General features: G+C 69.3%; 17 protein-coding genes. 9 read left to right on the forward strand and 8 right to left on the reverse strand.

Going from position 1 to position 18,000, the window contains the following annotated elements:
- Positions 1-132 precede the first annotated feature (132 nt).
- Positions 133-321, forward strand: a complete 189-nt coding sequence (locus BLU09_RS26135) for a hypothetical protein (protein WP_090492209.1) — start codon at positions 133-135, stop codon at positions 319-321.
- A 51-nt stretch (positions 322-372) separates the two neighbouring features.
- Here BLU09_RS26135 and BLU09_RS26140 read toward each other — a convergent pair whose 3' ends face one another.
- Positions 373-1,593, reverse strand: a complete 1,221-nt coding sequence (locus BLU09_RS26140; protein ID WP_090492210.1) for a small ribosomal subunit Rsm22 family protein — start codon at positions 1,591-1,593, stop codon at positions 373-375.
- Between the two features lie 125 nt (positions 1,594-1,718).
- On the opposite strand from BLU09_RS26140, the gene BLU09_RS26145 reads away from it, so the two are divergent.
- Genes BLU09_RS26145 through BLU09_RS26155 form a run of 3 tightly spaced genes read left to right on the forward strand, consistent with a single transcriptional unit; the run spans position 1,719 to position 4,334 of the window.
- Complete coding sequence (locus tag BLU09_RS26145; RefSeq protein WP_090492211.1) at positions 1,719-2,726, forward strand: ABC transporter ATP-binding protein; 1,008 nt, start codon at positions 1,719-1,721, stop codon at positions 2,724-2,726.
- A complete protein-coding gene (locus tag BLU09_RS26150) occupies positions 2,723-3,526 on the forward strand; it encodes an ABC transporter permease (RefSeq protein WP_090492212.1) in 804 nt (267 codons plus the stop codon). Before BLU09_RS26145 ends, BLU09_RS26150 begins: the two co-directional genes overlap by 4 nt.
- A gap of 1 nt (position 3,527) precedes the next feature.
- Positions 3,528-4,334 carry an ABC transporter permease gene (locus BLU09_RS26155; RefSeq protein WP_090492213.1) on the forward strand — a complete coding sequence of 269 codons (807 nt, stop codon included), beginning with the start codon at positions 3,528-3,530 and terminating at the stop codon, positions 4,332-4,334.
- Between the two features lie 71 nt (positions 4,335-4,405).
- Here the strand turns inward: BLU09_RS26155 and BLU09_RS26160 are convergent, their stop codons facing one another.
- Positions 4,406-5,362, reverse strand: coding sequence for a siderophore ABC transporter substrate-binding protein (locus tag BLU09_RS26160; RefSeq protein WP_090492214.1), 957 nt, complete (start codon positions 5,360-5,362; stop codon positions 4,406-4,408).
- 580 nt (positions 5,363-5,942) lie between these two features.
- Between BLU09_RS26160 and BLU09_RS26165 the strand changes: the two genes are divergently transcribed.
- Positions 5,943-7,970, forward strand: coding sequence for a Kelch repeat-containing protein (locus tag BLU09_RS26165; protein WP_244172030.1), 2,028 nt, complete (start codon positions 5,943-5,945; stop codon positions 7,968-7,970).
- Between the two features lie 169 nt (positions 7,971-8,139).
- The gene (locus BLU09_RS26170; protein ID WP_090492216.1) at positions 8,140-9,255 is read left to right on the forward strand and encodes an esterase/lipase family protein; all 1,116 of its coding nucleotides are present in this window, start codon (positions 8,140-8,142) and stop codon (positions 9,253-9,255) included.
- Positions 9,256-9,267: 12 nt separating this feature from the next.
- Here the strand turns inward: BLU09_RS26170 and BLU09_RS26175 are convergent, their stop codons facing one another.
- The 5 genes from BLU09_RS26175 to BLU09_RS26195 all read right to left on the reverse strand — a co-directional run bounded on the left by BLU09_RS26175 (position 9,268) and on the right by BLU09_RS26195 (position 13,851).
- Entirely contained in the window at positions 9,268-10,170 is a 903-nt protein-coding gene (locus tag BLU09_RS26175; protein ID WP_186818015.1) for a helix-hairpin-helix domain-containing protein, read from the reverse strand.
- A 129-nt stretch (positions 10,171-10,299) separates the two neighbouring features.
- Complete coding sequence (locus BLU09_RS26180; RefSeq protein ID WP_090492218.1) at positions 10,300-11,691, reverse strand: sensor histidine kinase; 1,392 nt, start codon at positions 11,689-11,691, stop codon at positions 10,300-10,302.
- Complete coding sequence (locus BLU09_RS26185) at positions 11,688-12,377, reverse strand: response regulator transcription factor (RefSeq protein WP_244172031.1); 690 nt, start codon at positions 12,375-12,377, stop codon at positions 11,688-11,690. The genes BLU09_RS26180 and BLU09_RS26185 overlap by 4 nt, the downstream gene beginning before the upstream one ends.
- Before the next feature lie 43 nt (positions 12,378-12,420).
- The gene (locus tag BLU09_RS26190; protein WP_090492220.1) at positions 12,421-13,383 is read right to left on the reverse strand and encodes a hypothetical protein; all 963 of its coding nucleotides are present in this window, start codon (positions 13,381-13,383) and stop codon (positions 12,421-12,423) included.
- Positions 13,384-13,455: 72 nt separating this feature from the next.
- Positions 13,456-13,851, reverse strand: coding sequence for a RidA family protein (locus tag BLU09_RS26195; RefSeq protein ID WP_090492221.1), 396 nt, complete (start codon positions 13,849-13,851; stop codon positions 13,456-13,458).
- Positions 13,852-13,964: 113 nt separating this feature from the next.
- Between BLU09_RS26195 and BLU09_RS26200 the strand changes: the two genes are divergently transcribed.
- From BLU09_RS26200 to BLU09_RS26210, 3 genes are all read left to right on the forward strand, one after another.
- Complete coding sequence (locus tag BLU09_RS26200) at positions 13,965-15,590, forward strand: peptide chain release factor 3 (protein ID WP_090492222.1); 1,626 nt, start codon at positions 13,965-13,967, stop codon at positions 15,588-15,590.
- A 137-nt stretch (positions 15,591-15,727) separates the two neighbouring features.
- Positions 15,728-16,111, forward strand: a complete 384-nt coding sequence (locus BLU09_RS26205) for a hypothetical protein (RefSeq protein ID WP_244172032.1) — start codon at positions 15,728-15,730, stop codon at positions 16,109-16,111.
- 134 nt (positions 16,112-16,245) lie between these two features.
- Positions 16,246-17,442, forward strand: a complete 1,197-nt coding sequence (locus BLU09_RS26210; protein ID WP_244172033.1) for a sensor histidine kinase — start codon at positions 16,246-16,248, stop codon at positions 17,440-17,442.
- A 10-nt stretch (positions 17,443-17,452) separates the two neighbouring features.
- Here BLU09_RS26210 and BLU09_RS26215 read toward each other — a convergent pair whose 3' ends face one another.
- Positions 17,453-17,995: a hypothetical protein gene (locus BLU09_RS26215; protein ID WP_026114254.1), complete on the reverse strand. Its 543-nt coding sequence runs from the start codon at positions 17,993-17,995 to the stop codon at positions 17,453-17,455.
- Positions 17,996-18,000 lie beyond the last annotated feature (5 nt).

Below are 18,000 nucleotides of genomic sequence, written 5' to 3' on the forward strand. Positions count from 1 at the left end.
GACCTCCTGCCCGGAGGGCGCTCTGTCAGGCAGGCCACGGACGATGTGGCGGCGAGTTCACCGCGCCGCAACGTGGGCTTCGCGGACGGGGTGGAGACTGCCGGTTGTCTCCCACACCCCCCGGAGCACGCCATGAACCTCGCTTCGCTCATCCATCCTGCGACTTCGCCTCACACGCCCGCGCCGCGCCGGCTGCGGCTCGTCCGCGTGCAGGCCACCGTCCTCGCGCAGGGCGCGGTGGGCGCCATGAAGGACGGCGTGAAGGCCTTCCGCCACATGTGCGACATCCTCACGGGAGGCGATGCCCAGGCCCGGCACTGAGCCAGGCCATGCGTCCTCCGGCCCCGGGGAGTCAGGGGCCGGGTGCTTCACTCAGGAGGGCGCGCCCGGGCGCGGGCCGGTTCCCGGGCTCGAAGGCGCGTCCTCCTTCGGAGGCGGGGGCGGCACGCCCTTGCCCGCGGGAGCCACCACCCGCACCTCGGTGCGCTCGTCGAGCGCGAGCCCGTCACCCTTGGGCTCCGTCTCCGTCACGGAGATGACGTCGCCCCGGTTCAGCTTGAGGAAGCGCTCGTTGCGCTCGTTGCGGTGGCGCTCCTGCATCGCCAGGCCCACGCGGCCCTCGGGGCCACAGCCGATGTAGCGGTGCCGGCCCTTGCCCTCCAGGGGCTCGGAGACGATGCGGAACAGCCGCCCGGGCGTCAGCTCCGGCCACGCCTCGTCCTTGGGGGCCAGCACCAGGTAGCTCATCTTCAGCGATTCCTTGTGCAGGCTCGCCGCGCGCGCCAGCTCCTCCACCACGCGAGGCATGGGCCAGGCGCGCTCGGCGTGGCACCAGTCCGTCTCCTTCACCAGGGCGGGGCAGGGGCCGCGGTACATGCAGGGCGCGCGGACGGCGTAGCCCTTGGCCACCATGGCGTCGCGCACGTGCAGCAGGCCGCGGCTCGTCTCGCGCAGCGCGGGCTCCATCACCAGCAGGCTGCCGCCGCGCTTCACCTTCGCCAGAATCGTCTCCAGCAGCGCGGCGCGGGGGGCCGTGGCCGCGTCCCCCGTGCCGTACAGCTCGTTGACGACGTGGCCCATCGTAATCAGGTCGAACTGGCCGTCGGGCAGCGTGGCGCCCTTCTTCGTCGGGTCCCAGTCGCGGGTGGACAGGGCCTCACCGGCCTCGGCGGCCAGGTTTCGCGCCAGGGTGAGGGCGGCCTTGCTGCGGTCGGCGGCGGTGACCTGGCCCCCGCCCGCGTCCAGGGCGGCGAAGGCCACCGGGCCCGGACCGCTGCCCAGGTCCAGCACCTGCCGGGGGCGGTTCGGCAGCTCGCCGAGCACCTGCCGGGCCTGCGCATAGGACACCGGCCAGTAGAAGAGGAGATAGGCGCCCAGGAGCTTCGGGTCGTCCATGTACCGCGCGCCGGCGAGCTGCCGCTCCCGCGTGAGGCCCAGGGAGAGCTGGCGGACACCCGCGGCCACCTCCTTCACCTCCTGGGGCGTCAGGCGCGTCTCCGGCCCGGCGCCACCGCCCCGGCCGCGTGACGCGCGCCAGACGGCGATGAGCCGCGGCATCCATCGCTCCAGGTCCTTGCTGTATGCGTTGCTCATCGAACCCAGCCTTCACCTGTGAGGCCGCGTCCCGCCGCGGCCGTTGCCAACCCATTGTCGTCCCGCCAAGCCTTCAACGGCGAGATCGCCATGGAGGGGGAGAGCGCGTTAAACCCTGGTCGCACATGATTTCCGTTCGCGGCCTTCGCAAGCACTACAAAGTCCATAAGCGCCCGCCGGGCTTGAAGGCTGCCCTCCGCTCACTCGTCCACCGTAGCTACACCACGGTGAAGGCCGTGGACGGGATTTCCTTCGACATCCGCCCCGGGGAGCGGGTGGGCTTCCTGGGCCCCAATGGCGCCGGGAAGACGACGACGCTCAAGGTCCTCTCCGGCCTGCTCTATCCCTCCGACGGCGAGGTGACGGTGGACGGCCATGTCCCGCAGAAGCGGGAGGAGGCCTTCCTCAAGAAAATCATGCTCGTCATGGGGCAGAAACAGCAGCTCCTGTGGGACCTGCCTCCGGCGGAGACGTTCGAACTCAACCGCGCCATCTACGACGTGCCCCAGGCCCAGTACAAGAAGACGATGTCGGACCTGATTGAGCTCCTGGAAATCGGGGACCTCATCGGCAAGCCCACCCGTCAGCTGTCGCTGGGGGAGCGGATGAAGTGCGAGCTGGCCGCGGCGCTCATCCACCAGCCCCGGGTGCTCTTCCTGGACGAGCCGACCATCGGCCTGGACGTGGCCATGCAGGCCACCATGCGGACGTTCATCAAGGAGTACAACGAGAAGTACGGCGCCACGCTCATCCTCACCAGCCACTACATGGACGACGTGGCGGCGCTGTGCCCCCGTGTCATCGTCATCGACAAGGGCCTCCTGTCATACGACGGCGGCCTGGACGCGCTGGTGCAGCGGGTGCGGCCGGAGAAGCGCGTGGTGCTGCGCCTGTCGGAGGAAGTGGACGCCGAGCGCCTGTCGCCGCTGGGCCGGGTGGTGACGCACGAGCCCGGCACCGCGGTGCTCCAGGTCCAGCAGGAGGCGGTCAACGCCACCATCACCCGCGCGCTGTCCACGTTGCCGGTGATGGACCTCACGGTGGAGAACGCGCCGCTGGAAGAGGTGATGAGCGAGCTGTTCGCGGAGTCGAAGGCGCGCCGGACGGCGGTGTCGGAACCGGTGCCCGCATGAGCGCCCGGACCACACTGCGCGCCTTTCCCACGCTGCTGCGGGTGGGGTTCGCGGAGGCGGTGGCCTACCGCGCGGAGATGCTCATCTGGGTGCTGTCCACCACCATGCCGCTGGTCAACATGGTGCTGTGGATGGCGGTGTCGCGCGAGGCGCCCGTGGGCCGCTTCGGCGAGGCGGACTTCATCAGCTACTTCCTGGCCACCTTCGCGGTGCGGCAGCTGGCCACGTCGTGGGCGGCGTGGCTCATCAACTGGGAGGTGAAGCAGGGGACGCTGGCCATGCGCCTGCTGCGCCCCATCTCCCCCCTGTGGGCCTACGCGGTGGAGAGCATCGCCGCCTTCCCCATGCGATTGATGGTCGCGGTGCCGGTGATGCTGCTGAGCGTGGCGCTGGTGGGGCAGAAGGCGGTGCCCCAGCACGCGTGGCAGTGGGGCTTCGTCGTGCTGTCGGTGATTGGCGGCTGGGCCGTGGCCTTCCTGGCCAACGTGGCCATTGGCGCGCTGTGCTTCTTCCTGGAGAGCAGCCAGAAGGTGCTGGAGGTGTGGCTGGTGCTCTTCTTCGTGTGCTCCGGCTACATGTACCCGGTGGAGCTGCTGCCGCCCACGCTGCGCACCATCATCGACTGGTTGCCCTTCCGCTATCAGATTGGCGTCCCGGTGGAGATGCTGACGGGGGTCTATGGCTGGGAGGAGTCCCTGCGGCTCCTGGCGGCCCAGTGGGCCTGGGTGGCGGTGCTGGGGGCGTTGGCGGCGGTGACGTGGAAGCAGGGCGTGCGGCGCTTCGCGGCGTTCGGGGGCTGAAGTGAAGGTGAAGCGCTATCTGCGGCTGCTGGGCATTCAACTCAAGGCGTCGGGGCTGCTCTCCTTGCAGTACCGCGCGGACTTCTTCACGGAGGGGCTGACGTCCCTCTTCTGGACCTTCACGGCGCTGGCGCCGCTGTTCGTCGTCTACGGTGAGCGGCCCAACATCGAGGGCTGGAGTTTCGGCGAGGCGCTGCTCGTGGTGGGCTGGTTCACGCTGCTCCAGGGCATCCTGGAGGGCGCCATCAACCCCAGCCTCACGGGGGTGGTGGAGCACATCCGCAAGGGCACGTTGGACTTCGTGCTGCTCAAGCCGGCGGACGCGCAGTTCCTGGTGTCCACGCAGCGCTTCCAGCCGTGGCGGGCCTTCAACGTGCTGACGGGAATCGGGCTGTTCGTCTACGCCTTCCTGCACCTGGGGCGGTGGCCGTCGGTGACGGGGCTGCTGGCCTCCGTGCTGCTGCTGGGGACGAGCACGCTCTTGCTCTACTCGCTGTGGATTCTGACGGTGAGCGCGGCGTTCTTCGTCGTGCGGGTGGACAACCTGACGTACCTGTTCACCTCCATCTTCGACTTCGCGCGCTGGCCGTCCTCCGTGTTCCAGGGCGTGGGGCGCGGCGTGCTGACGATGGTGTTCACGTACGTCATCCCGCTGGCGCTGATGACGACCTTCCCGGCGCAGGCCATGCTGGGACGGCTGCCGCCCCAGTCGCTCGTGGGCGCGGTGGTGGGCGCGGGGCTCTTCGCCTGGGGCTCACGTCAGGTGTGGCTGCGCTCCATCCGACGGTACACGTCGGCGAGCAGCTGACGCGGGCATGAAACGCCTCTCCCCAGCGCGGTGACGCGCGCCGCTCCGGGGAGAGGATGACCGCTGGGGGCCTACTTCTTCAGGCCGCGGGTCGTGTCCTGGATGATTCGGGTGACGTTCGCGATACCGCCACCGACGATGTACCAACTCGGGGCGTCCACCACGATGACCCGGCCCTGCTTGAAGGCGCGGGTCTGGCTGAGCTCCGGGTGCCTGGCCAGCGTCTCCAGGGCCTTGTTCTCACCCCCGCCGGTCGCGGCGCCGCGGTCCAGCACCACCAGCCACTCCGGGTTGGCGGCCACGGCCTTCTTCAGCAGGGCAGCCGCGGCTTCCTGACGGGCCTTCGCTTCAGGCGACCCTGCCGGCGGGCGCGGGCCGTCGTTGCTGCCCTCCGCCTTCGGGACCACGGCGTTGAATCCCGTCAGCTCGTGGAGATAACCGAAGCGGTCGCCGGGCGCGTGCACCATGACGTTGCCATTCAGGGTGAAGAGCATCACGGCGGACTTGCCGCCCGTCAGCTTCTTCAGCGCCGCCCGCTCCTTCTCGAAGTTCTTCACCAGCGTGTCGGCTTCCTTCTGCTTGCCGAAGGCCTTGCCCAGCGCCAGCGTCTGGCCCGTCACGTCCTCCACGAAGTGGTCGGCGCGAACGGACAGGTTCACGGTGGGCGCGAGCGCGCTCAGGGCCTCGGCCTGCTTCCGCGAGCGCCCACCCACCACGATGAGGTCCGGCTTCAGCTCCGCGAGGGCCTTGGTATCGGGCTCGAACAGGCTGCCGGCCTGGGGCACGCCATTGCTGTTGTAGGCGGACAGCGTGGCCGGGAAGGTGGCCTTCGGCACGGCCACGGCACGGATGCCGAGCGCGTTCAGCGTGTCGAGCACGCCGAGGTCATAGACGGCGAGGCGAGACGGCGTGGCGGGCACGCTCAGCGTGCCAGTCTCATGCTTCAGCTCGAAAGCAGCGGAGGGAGCAGCGGTAGCCAGACCGGAGGCGAACAGTGCCGCGACGAGCGGGCGATGGAAACGGCGCATGGGAGGTTCTCCGAAACGTGACCGCGAAAACCGAGGGACGTTCCGGCGGATATGCCACGGCGCTCCTCGGTTCGACAGCGGCGCCGGGCGCGTCACGGAGCGCTGGATGATTCATCTTTTCATTTTGAGATTAGTTTGCATTATCACCTGTGCCGCGCGTTTGTCGCCGCTGCGCCCTCCGCAACAGGCCGGGAGGACGTGAAGGAGGCGGTCGTCGTTCGCCTGACGAGCAATTCTGTGGTTGCTTGAATTGCATGGCCTGGCGCGGCGGCCTCTGGCTTTACCCCGCACGGGTGGGTGCCCAAGGCCCCACGTATTGATGTGTTCAGTTTTGGGTGGTGCGATGGTCCGCCCGTGCAGGGCTGGGGTAAAGGCGCCGAGCGCGGTCCCGCCGCGCATCCCCCCGTCACACAAAGGACCCCCACCTATGTTTGAACCTGTTGGGTTCGGCCGGAAGGCCGCGCTCTTGATGACGCTCGTGTTCGCAGGATGCTCACACGAGGATTTTGCAGACGCGCTGCATGCGCCATGGACCCAGGACGCCGAGCTCGCTTCCGTCAGTTGGGTAGGCACCCCCAGCATGTCCACTCAGCGGCTGGACCATACGGCCACGGTGCTGCCCAATGGCCGCGTGCTGGTCGCCGGTGGCCAGTCCTCCACGAGCGCCGAGCAATACGACGTGGCGACCGCGCGGTGGCTCAGCGCGGGGAGCATGAATGTCATCCGCCGGCGTCACACCGCGACGTTGCTGCCCAATGGAAAGGTGCTGGTGGTGGGCGGTGACGTCGCCGCCGCGACCACCGGCACCGCGGAGCTGTACGACGTGGCCACCGGGACCTGGTCTTCCACCGGCAGCCTGGACTCCCTTCGCTCGGGACACACCGCCACGTTGCTGCTCGACGGCAAAGTGATGGTGATGGGCGGAGAAGACGGCACGGGAACCGCGTTGAGGACGGCGCGTCTGTATGACGCCGACACAGGGACCTGGAGCGCCACCCACAGCATGACCGCCCCGCGCATGGGACACGCGGCGACGCTGCTGCCCAATGGAAAGGTGCTGGTGTCGGGCGGGCGCTCCAGTTCGTGGGGCACCGTCCTCCGGACTGCGGAGCTCTATGACCCCGCCACGGGGACCTGGTCCTCCACCGCCTCCATGAGCTCGCCGCGCACGGGGCATGCTTCGACGGCGCTGCTGAATGGCAAGGTGCTGGTGTCCGGCGGGCTGGTGGATGACATCACCGCGACGCGCAGCGCGGAGCTGTACACCGCGGAGACCGGTGTCTGGGGTTCCGCGGGGGGCCTGATGCCCGTCGAGCGCGCGCACCACACCGCGACGGTGCTGCACTCCGGCGAGGTGTTCATCACCGGTGGCACGGACGGCAGCGAGCCCTACCTCCAGAGCGCTGCATTGTATGACCCTGTCAACGCGCTCTGGACCTCCACGGTTTCGATGGGCACCAGCCGGCTGGGCCACACCGCCGCGCTGCTGGGGACGGGGGAGGTGCTGGTCGCGGGCGGAAGTCCGGACGGCGTCCTGCGCACCGCTTCCGCCGAGCGCTACGTCCCACCCACGCTGCCCTGGCGCGCGGCCAATGCCATGCTGTCCGCGCGGTACCACCATTCCTTGACGGTGTTGTCTTCGGGCGAGGTCCTCGCGGCGGGTGGCACCGCGAATGGCAGCACGGCATTGACGGGTGCGGAGCGCTACTCCGAGGCCACGGGCCACTGGCTGCAGACGGGCACGCTGCTCACCGCGCGCTATCTCCACACCGCGACGCTGCTGCCCAATGGCAAGGTGCTGGCAGCGGGAGGCCAGAGCACGTCGTCCAGCTATCTTCCCTCGGCGGAGCTCTATGACGCGACCACGGGCACGTGGAGTTCCACGGGGGCGCTGGCTGCGCCGCGTGCGCGCCACACCGCGACGCTGCTGCCCAACGGCAAGGTCCTGGTGGCGGGAGGCCGGATGAGCTCCAGCTTCTCTGGCATGCTGGCCACCGCGGAGCTGTATGACGTGGCGACCGGGACGTGGACCGCCACCGGGGTGATGAGCCGCCGTCGGCAGTACCACACCGCGACGTCGCTGCCGTCCGGCAAGGTCCTGGTGGTGGGAGGCAACACGCAGGATGGAGACACGTCCTCGGCGGAGCTCTATGACGTGTCCACGGGGCAGTGGACGCTCACCGGCTCTCTGTCCGGGCCGCGTTATGGCCACACGGCGGTGGCGCTGCCGTCGGGCAAGGTGCTGGTGGCCGGAGGCTGGGGCGCGCGGGGGGCGCTCGCCACGGCTGAGCTCTACGACCCGGCGACGGGCACCTGGACCTCGCTCACGTCCATGCAGCACTCCCGCTACGGACCGATGTCCGCGCTGCTGCCCTCCGGCCGCGTGCTGGTGTTGGGGGGTGACGGAGGGGGCACCGTGGGCTTGTTGGCCTCGGCCGAGGTGTATGACCCGGCCAGCGGCCAATGGCACAGCGCCGGAACGCTGCCCTCGGCGCTCACCAGCGCGGGCGTGGTGACGCTGGTGGGCTCTGGCCGCGTGCTGGTGTCGGGAGGCCTGGGCCCCAGCGGCTCGCTGTCCTCCGCCGGGTTGTATTCGCCCGCGCCCTGATTCCACGTCCCGCCCCGGGGGCTTGTGTCGCCGGGGCGGGCTTTCGGATGCGGCCCGCAAGACAGCTCGGGGCTTGGGGTGTCGCCTGGGTGATGGCGGCTCGCTTTCGGGTGACTCGAGCCGCGTCTCCACTGCTCCAATCTCCCCGCGGTGCATTCGAGGGGGACGCATGAATCGGATTCAAAGGGTGGTCATGACGGGGTTGTTCGCCGGAGTGCTGGGAGGCGCTCCCGCGTCCTGGGCCGGCGCGGCGAAGACGCAATACCCCGTGGTGTTCGCGCACGGCATGGGCGGGTTCGATGACCTGCTCGGCTACGACTACTGGGGGAACGACTTCGGCACCTTCGTGGGTGAGGCCTGTGAGTCGCGCTTCGACACGAGCTGCAACAGCGACCTCGACCCGGGACAGCGCGCCTTCGTTGCACAGGTGGCGGCGTTTCAGTCCTCGGAGGTCCGCGGGTTGGACCTGGCGGACGACATCGAGGGCTTCATGGCGACGACGGGTGCCTCGAAGGTGAGCATCATCGGGCACTCTCAAGGGGGCATCGACGCGCGGAAGGCGGCGCGCGTGCTGCGGGAGCGCAGGGGCACCACGTCGGTGGCGGTGCTGGCCAGTGTGTCTTCGCCGCACCGGGGCTCGCCGGTGGCGAAGTACATCCTCGACCAGAAAACGGGTGTCACCAGCGTCGTCGCGGCGCTGGCGCGCTACTACGGCGACTCCGTCTATGCGCCGGGCAATGATGCCTATGCGGCGGCGAAGCAGCTCGTCTTCAATGACTATTCATCCTCGGACGGTGTCGTCACGGGCATGAAGGCCTTCAACGAGAAGTATCCGGTGAGCAGCAACTACGCGGAGCGCTACGTGTCACTCATCACCGCGCAGTTCGGGGGGAATGTGAATCCGGCGCTGTACCTGTTGAAGGAGTTCCTCTTCGACATCGACGGCAATGGCTACTGCGCGGGGGATGGGGACAACGACGGCGCGGCCGGCTGCGGCGACGGCGTACGCAACGAAGCGGATGACGATGGCATGGTGGGCATCAACTCCCAGCAGATGGGGCGTCGGCTGCGCTACCACGACGCCTTCTTCGGCTTCGACTCGGTGACGGACGACGCGTCCATTCCCGCGCTCAATGATTTGAACGCGCCATCGCGTCCGCAGAGCACGTCCATGTCCAGCGTGGTGCCTCAGGACCATGTGGATGTGGTGGGGGTCGGGCCGGACGCCTTCGATGAGCCGGAGTTCTACGCCGCCCTCATCCATTACATCTCACTGCATGACTGACGTGCCGGCGCGTCAGGCCCCGGGCTGCGGGGCTTCGACTTCCTCGGACTCCACGCCGTAGTACGCGAGGCACTCCACCTCGCGTCCGCGCACCACACGTCGGCCGTCGAGCGGACCGCCATGCGCGGTGACGATGGTGCATTGGCCCTCGTCGCCTTCCTGGTCGAAGTAGAGGACCACCCAGTCATGGGTGGCATTCTGCTGGTGGGCCAGCGCGGTGTTGGAGAAGAGCGCGCGGAAGTTCCATCCCTCCAGCTTCTTGCGGAGTACGGGCAGCCATGCTTCGCCAGAGGGATTGAACCGGCGCGGTGCAATCCGGCGCAGCTCGCCTGCGCCCGCGCGCCGCCGGTACTCCTCGTCCACCTGGAGCAGCACGCCCACGTCCGGCCGGGGGCCTTCATCCCGCCCTTCGCTCCGGCGTGCGGCGCTGCGCCGCTCCCTGCCCAGCCGTGCGCCCAGCAGCTCGCGCACCTGTTCGCTGCGCCGGGGGCCGAAGCCCTCCACGCGCTCCAGCCGTCCGTCGTGTGCGGCCTGCTCCAGCTCCTCCAGCGTCCGCACGCCCAGCTCGTCATGGATGCGGCGGGCCAGCTCGGCGCCGATGCCCGGCACGCTGGCCAGGAGTTGCTCCGGAGAGTGCTCTGACTCCAGCCGCTGGAGCAGGGAGAGCTGTCCGGTGCGAATCAGCTCCGCCATCGCCGCGGCGATGCTCTTTCCCACGCCGGGGAGCTTGCGCAGCCCTGCTTCACCGTCCTCGGCCAGCAGCTCCGCCACGGGTTGAGGCCACTTCGCGATGGTGTCCGCGGCCTTCCGGTAGGCGCCGACCCGGAAGGGCATCGCGTCCTGCTCCTCCAGCAGGTCCGCGACGCGCTCCAGCGCATCCGCGACGTCGATGTTGTCCTTCCAGGCAACGCCCATGGCTGCCTTCAAGGTGGGGCGCGTCGAAGACGGTGGCCACCCCTGTCGCGCAGGTCGCGCCGTGGCACCGGGCCCGGCGGGCGGCCGGCAAGGCGGCCGGCTTGCAGCCCGCGCTCACGACAGCGGCGCTCAGGCCGGCTCGCTCGAGGAGGCGCGAGGTCCCTCAATGACGACCTTCAGGCCGCGCGGCGGATTGGGCGCGAAGGTGAGTGAGAAGCCGACGCGGTGGCACAGCTCGCGGACGATGGACAGGCCAAGCCCGCTGCCCCGGGTCGCCCGGCGCCGCGTGGCCTGCGCGCGAAACCCGCGCTCGCCCAGGCGCTCGAGCTCCTCGGCAGAGAGGCCGGGCCCGTCGTCGAGCACGGTGAGCCGGAAGCGCCCGGGTTCCGCATCCTCCAGGACCGCCACGACGTGGCCCCCCGCCTCGCCGTGCGTGACGGCGTTGTGGAGCAGGTTGCCCAGGGCCTGCTCCAGCATCGTGGGATTGCAGCGCACCCAGAGCGCCTCGTCGGGCCGGGAGCACTCCACGGTCAGCCCCAGCAACCGCGCGAGCTGCTGGAGCCTGCGCACCACGCGCTCCACTGTCTGCCCCAGCTCCACGCGCGGGTCGCCCGCCGTCGGGTCGATGCCCTCTCCGAGCTGGCAGGCGAGATGGAGGTTGTCCACCAGGGAGGTGAGGTAGACGGTGTCCTCGATGCCCTGGCGGAGGAGCGCCGCGGTGGGCTCGGTGGGCGTCGTCGAGGCCAGCTCCAGCGACAATTGAAGCGAGGCAATGGGCGTCTTCAGGTCGTGCGCGACGTCCGCCAGGTGTCGCTCCAGCGCGTGTTTCTGGGCCTCGATGCGGGTGGCGTCCTCCTGGACACGGGCATGGGTGGTGTCGAGCACCCGTGACAGCTCGCCCAGCTCATCGTCCTGGCCATCCGCCGCGGAGTGATACCGACTGGCCCCGAGCATCCCCGCCGCCCGATGCAGACGGCGCAGGCGTTGGAGGAGGGGGTGGACGACGACGAAGGTGGACAGCGTCGCCGCGAGCATCGTGAAGAGGACGGCGGCCACGAGGACCCACCCGCCCACCGTGGCGCGCTCGTCCATGAGCGGCCAGCGGAACTCCAGGAGGCTGCAGGGGCCGGACTCCGCGAGCTTCATCAGTGAGGCCCCCGCCCACGTTGAGTCCGGACGGAAGAGCGGGAGGTAGAAGAGGGTGGGCTCACGCTCACCTTGGGCGAGACGTGCGAGAAGCCTGGGGTCCGGACGTGCGCCGGGCGAGCCGGCCCCCACCTGGGCAAGGTCATACGCCTGCACCTCCACTCCGTCCGGGCTCCGGAAGTGCCATCCCGGTGTCGTCCGGCACTCCGAAGTCTGGGGCGCGAGCGCCAGGGCGGCGGACATCCGTACGCCATGCGACAGCGCGGCATCCACGCCCAGGACAATCGCGAGGAAGGACGCGCCCAGCGTGCCCAGCAGGCCCAGGAGCGCCGAGGCCACGAGGATGCGTTGGGCCAGGCGGTTGCGCAGCCTCACCGCGGCTCCTCGTCGGGGACGAACCGGTAGCCAATCCCCCAGGACGTCTGGATGCGCGCGCCCGCTGGCCCCAGCTTCTTGCGGATGCGCGCGATGTGAGAGTCCACGGTCCGGTCATCGCGCTCCTCGCTGGGCGGCAGCGCGTGCTGGGCAATCTGGGCGCGTGTCAGGGCGCGTCCCGGACGCTCCGCGAGATAGGCGAGCACGTCGAACTCGTGGCGTGTGAAGGGCAGGGCGCCGGTGCCTTCGCGGCTCGCCTCGCGGGCGTCGAGGTCCAGGCTCACGTCGTCCCAGTGCAGCACGCGTCGTGGACGCTCCTCCTGGAGAAGCAGCCGTGCGCGGATTCGGGCGACCAGCTCCTCCATCCAGAAGGGCTTGGGGAGGTAGTCCACCGCCCCCAGGCCGAAGGAGCGCAGCCGGGCCTCCAGTTCCTGTCTCGCGGTGAGGACGATGACGGGGACACGGAGCCGGAAGCGCCAGGCTTCCAGCAACTCGAAGCCGTCATGCCCGGGCAGGTTGAGGTCCAGCACCACCAGGTCGGGGTGCTCGCGCTCGGCCATCTCGAGCGCGAGCACGCCATCCGTGGCGAGCACCACCTGGAAGCCCGCGAGCTTCAATCCACGAACGATGCCCGCAGCGATGGGGGCATCGTCCTCAACGACCAGGATGCGCGCCGATGGGTTCATGGACACGGTCCCCAGGTGGGTCTCGTCGTGTCAGCGCTGTCGCTCAGTACACCCAGGTGTAGCCGCCGCCGACCGTGGCGCTCACGCCGTCTTTGGCGAAGGTGCTGACTTCCGCGCCGAGGCACATGACGAGGCCCGCGAGGTCGAGCCTGCCACTCGTGGCGAAGGCCGTCCATTCCTTCTCGGTGATGGGCATCTTGAAGACGACCTGGGCGCTACCGCAAAACTTGCCGACGCCGGCGCCGAGGCTGACCGTGAGCACGGGGCCGGCGAGCTTCGAGGGCATGTCGGCCCACGCGCCAAACTGGAAGTTCATCGAAATACCCTTGGTGGCGCCCGCGACGCCCCCGAAGCCGAAGAAGCCCCGGACTTGCGTCTGCCCCGGGTGGTCGAAGGCAATGCCGACGCTTCCCTCGGGGCCCGCGCCGAAGGTCGCGCTGCCTCCGCTGCCAATGGAGAGAGTCCCGAGCCCCTTGCTCCGGGCCTCGTTGCCGGTGCGCTGGACCGACTCGTCCTGAGACAGCGAGCTGACGGTCTTGTTCGTGTCCTCGTCCTTCTTCTTCTGGGAGGACTGGCGCACGAGGAAGTCCACCTCCTTGCGGCGGGTGGGATTCGTCAGCAGCGCGTAGCCCGTCTCGGCCATGCTCTCGAGGAGGGCCAGGTGCTTGCGGTAGACGTCCTCGGCCAGCGCCTCGGCGATGTCGCTCAGCGCGTCCGTGAGGAAGCGGGTGGACAACTCCACCATCTCGTTCCATGCGGCTTCCCCGGCGGCCAGGGACTCCGCATACGCCTGCTCCGCCAGCTTCGCGGTGTCGCGGGTGAGGGTGTCCACCTCCCGGGCGAGCTGCTCGGCCTCGCGGCTCACCTGGTTCGTCACGGTGCCCGCCGTATCGGTGACGGTATCGGCCGCCTTGTTGGCGGTATCCACCACCGTGTTGCCCGCCTTCTTCGCCGTCTTCTTGACCTTCTTCACCGCTTTCTTGAACGACTTGCTGATGCTCGACACGTGGGGACCCCCTCGGCTGCGTTGAGGGACCCACCTTGCGGGAGAAGTGTTGAGGGACTGTGGAGCGCGCCTTCAGACGCCGTCCGCGACGACGGCGTCCGCTTCAATCTCCACCAGGATTTCGGGGGAGATGAGGCGGCTGACCTCCACCATCGACGTAGCGGGGCGGATGTGGGCGAAGAACTCTCCATGCGCCCGGCCGACCGCTTCCCACTGCTGGATGTCCACGACGTACATGCGTGTGCGCACCACGTCCTCCAGCCGGGCGCCCAGGGCCTCCAGGGCGGATTGGATGTTCTGGAGCGTCTGCCGGGCCTGCAGGTAGGCGTCCCCCACGCCCACGATGTTTCCCTGGGCATCGGTGGCCGTCGTCCCGGACACGGAGACGAAGGGGCCCACACGCACGGCGCGCGAGTAGCCCACCTGGGGCTCCCACGGGGTTCCAGTGGAATGCTGGGTGCGCTTCATGGGGGCTCCGAGGGTAGGTGTGGGTCGGCAGCCTTGCATGGGGCCCTGGCCGGTCGGCAAGCGCCGCTTGCAAGCTGCAAGGAAACACCGCCCGTGATAGTTGGCCCCGGGTCATGACGAACGAGCTCCATAGGGAGGTCGCCCGGCGGCGCACCTTCGCGATCATCTCCCACCCCGACGCGGGTAAGACGACCCTCACCGAGAAGCTGCTGCTCTACGGCGGCGCCATCCATCTGGCCGGAAGCGTGAAGGCCAAGCGGGCGCGGCGGCATGCCACGTCCGACTGGATGGAGCTGGAGAAGGAGCGCGGCATCTCCGTCACCTCGTCCGTCCTCCAGTTCAGCTACCGCGACCACTCGGTGAACCTGCTGGACACGCCGGGTCACCAGGACTTCTCCGAGGACACCTACCGCACCCTGGCCGCGGCGGACGCGGCGGTGATGCTCATCGACGCCGCCAAGGGCGTGGAGCCGCAGACCAAGAAGCTCTTCAAGGTCTGCCGCATGCGGGGCATCCCCATCTTCACCTTCGTCAACAAGCTGGACCGCTACGGCCGCGAGCCGTTGGAGTTGATGAACGAGCTGGAGCAGGTGCTCGGCATCCGCTCCTATCCGATGAACTGGCCCATCGGGATGGGCCCGGACTTCCGCGGCGTCTATGACCGGCAGGCCCGCGTCGTCCACGTCTTCTCCACCGAGGGGTCCCACGGCGAGTCGGAGGTGGGCGAGCGCTCGGTCTCCATCGACTCGGACGAAATCAAGACGGTCCTCACCGAGACGGAGCTGGCGAAGCTGCACGAGGAGATCGAGCTGCTGGACATCGGCGGCGACGAGTTCACCCGAGAGAAGAGCGATGCGGGGCAGCTGACGCCCATGTTCTTCGGCAGCGCGATGACCAACTTCGGCGTGCGCCCGTTCCTGGATGCCTTCCTGGACCTGGCCCCCGCGCCCACGTCGCGCCTGACGACGCAGGGGCCGCGCGAGCCCACCCACCCGAAGTTCGCCGGCTTCGTCTTCAAGATTCAGGCGAACATGGACCCCGCGCACCGCGACCGCATCGCGTTCATGCGCGTGGTGAGCGGCCGGTACGTGAAGGGCATGAGCGCCTTCCACTCGCGCCTGGGCAAGGACGTCCGTCTGGCCAAGCCGAGCCAGTTCATGGCCGCCGAGCGCACCTCCATCGAGGACGCGTGGCCTGGGGACGTCATCGGCCTGTTCGACCCGGGGCTGTACCGCATCGGCGACACGCTGGCGGAGGGCACCGGCGTGGAGTTCGAGGGCGTGCCGCGCTTCAGCCCGGAGTTCTTCGCCGTCGTCCGCAGCCGGGATCCGCTCCGCCGCAAGCAGATGGAGAAGGGCCTGGAGCAGCTCTCCGAGGAGGGCACGGTGCAGATCTTCCAGCAGCTGCAGATGGGCATGAAGGACCCCATCGTCGGCGTGGTGGGCGCGCTCCAGTTCGAGGTCCTCCAGTACCGCCTGGAGCACGAGTACGGCGCGAAGATCGCGCTCGACCGGCTGCCCTTCAGCCATGCGCGCTGGGTGGTGGGCGCCAACTTCGACCCGAAGGCGTTCGACTGGGAAGGCAACCGTCAGACGGTGCAGGACCGGGACGGACTGCCCCTGGTGCTCTTCCGGGATGACTGGGCGCTCCAGCACGCCGAGGACAAGCACCCGGAGCTGAAGTTCGTCTCGGAGGCCCCGCAGTTGCGGCAGGCCACCCCCCTGGCTTCGGGCGGCTGAGGCCCGCCGGCCGGGTCGTACCAGCCCCTGGGCGAATGGACTTTCGCCAGGGGCTTCATTAAGCGAAGGGGGCTTTCCGCGTCGCACCGCAGCCGGCCCACTGCATGTCAGAGCGGCACCCCCCACCTCACGAGGTCGTGCGTGCCTGGCGCCAACGCCAGCTGCCGCGCCCGTCCTCTCCCGCGCTCCTGGACCTGTTCGAGCGTGGCTTCCAGGCGCTGTGGCGCCGTGGCCGTTCGGCCCTGGGGGAGGTCACCCTGGTGGTCATCCTGGAGCGGGTGCTCCGGCGGGTCGTCCAGGCCCATCCTCACTTGTCGGCGCTCGCCGTCACATCGGAAGGTCTTCGCTTCGAGGGGCTGCATCCGGTCGTGGCTGAATTCGACCCGGAACGGCTGGAGGAGTCGCTGGTGGTCCTGGTCGAGGAGTGGCTGCGTGTCCTCGGGGCGCTGACGGGCGAGGTCCTCTCCGCCGCGCTCCGGGAGGAGCTGCTGGCCGTGGAAGGGACGAGGTCCCCCCGATGAAGGCGCCACGGAGCCCAGCGGGGGATGACACCGCCCCCCCGGACGTCCCAGCCTCCCGCCGGCGGCCTCGTCGCGCCTGGCGAAAGCGGGGGCAGGCCCACCGCCATCTGGCGCAGCTCCATGAGGTAGGCCAGGTGCTCTGCGCGTCCGACGGTGTCGCCGCCAGCTTTCCCGCGCTGGTGGACCGCCTTTCCCGATGGCTTCCGGTCCGCGTCGCGCTCCTGCTGGAGGGGGTGGATGCGTCCGGAGTGCCCGTTCCGGAGCGGCCCTGTCTGATGGCGTGGCATTCGTCCGTGCGCATGAAGTCCCCTCCGTTCCAGGCCGTGGCGCATGCCGCCTCCGCGTACGCGTACCTCGTGGGCCTGGAGCGCGTGAGCCTGCAAGGGCGTGACGCCATCGAGGGCGTGTTCAAGGCGGAACCGGCCCGGGTTCCCGGGAAGGTCACCCTGCCGCTGGTGGCGAAGGAAGGCGTCCTGGGCGTGCTCCACGTGGAGGCGGTGGGGCTGGGGGAGGACGGGCTGGCGCTGCTGGACGCGGTGGCGAACCTTCTGGCCGTGGCCCTGCCGAAGGAGCATGCCTTGCGCCGCGAAGTTCGCCTGCGTGAGCGCGCGGAGGCGCTGTTCTTTCAGGCCCAGGAGGCCGTGCGCTGGCGCGACGAGCTGCTCACCGTCGTCTCCCATGACATCAAGACGCCGCTGCTCGCGGTGCGGATGAACGCGGAGATGATTCTGAATGCGGGCACGGCGCCGGAGAAGGAACACCGTCGGCGCCGCTACCTGGAGAACATCGTCCTCGCCGAGCAGCAGATGAGCAGCCTCATCGGCAACCTGCTGGACCGGGCGCGCCTGCGCGGCATGCCCATTCCCCTGACGCTCCAGCCCCTTCCTGTGGACGCCTTGCTGGCGCAGGCGCTGGAGGTGCTCCGGCCGCTCGCGCTGGAGAAGAGTCAGGTCCTGACGGTGGCGCTGGCGCCAGAGCTGCCGCCGGTGCTCGCCGACCGCGAGCGCATCCTCCAGGTGCTGGCCAACCTGGTGAGCAACGCCATCAAGTTCACGCCCCCCGGCGGCGCCATTGAGGTGCGGGCCCGCCTGGTGGAGGGGGCGAAGGTGTGCGTCTTCGTGAAGGACTCCGGGCCCGGCATCCCCGCCGAGGACGCACCGCACCTCTTCGAGCGCTTCTGGCGGGCCAGCCATTCACCGGGCCGCGGCACGGGGCTGGGGCTGAGCATCGCCTGGAGTCTGGTGGCCGCGCACGGAGGGACGCTCCACGTGGAGAGCCACGAAGGGCAGGGGAGCACCTTCTCCTTCACCCTGCCCGTGGCCCTGCCCTGAGGCGCCGCGGCTACTTGTAGGGCAACACCGTACCGCCGCGGAAGGCGGAGTCACGCAGCACGAGCCCTTCCTTGCAGAGCCGCGCCGTCTTGGGGCCCACGAAGAAGCCCTTGGGATCGCCCTTGCGGTACGTCTTCTTGATGTACTCCTCGACCTCGAGGAACAGGCTCCGGAACTTGTCGGGCGCCGCGTTCTTCCGGCCCGTCTGCGCGGTGATGTCCAGCTCCGCCCACATCTTGCCGCTGAGCAGCTCGCCCTCTTCGTTGGTGCGGCAGCGCTCCATGAAGATGACGGGCGAGCGCACCTCGTCGATGCGCCAGTAGCCCTTGTCCGGGCCCCGCTTCACCTTGTCGACGATGGCCGCGCCCAACTCGGAGGCCACCATGTAGAGGTCCTCCGGGGGCAGCCGCTCCAGGTTCTCCGTGTTCGCGCGGAAGGTCTCCCAATCCTGTGGGACGCGCCGGGGGTACACCTCCAGGACGAAGCGCTCCAGGAAGCGGAAGAAGGCGAGTTCGTCGTCGGGGGACATGAAGAACTGAATGACGTTGGCCATCGCGC

It is taken from the genome of Myxococcus virescens (assembly GCF_900101905.1).
In the GTDB taxonomy this organism is placed as follows: domain Bacteria; phylum Myxococcota; class Myxococcia; order Myxococcales; family Myxococcaceae; genus Myxococcus; species Myxococcus virescens.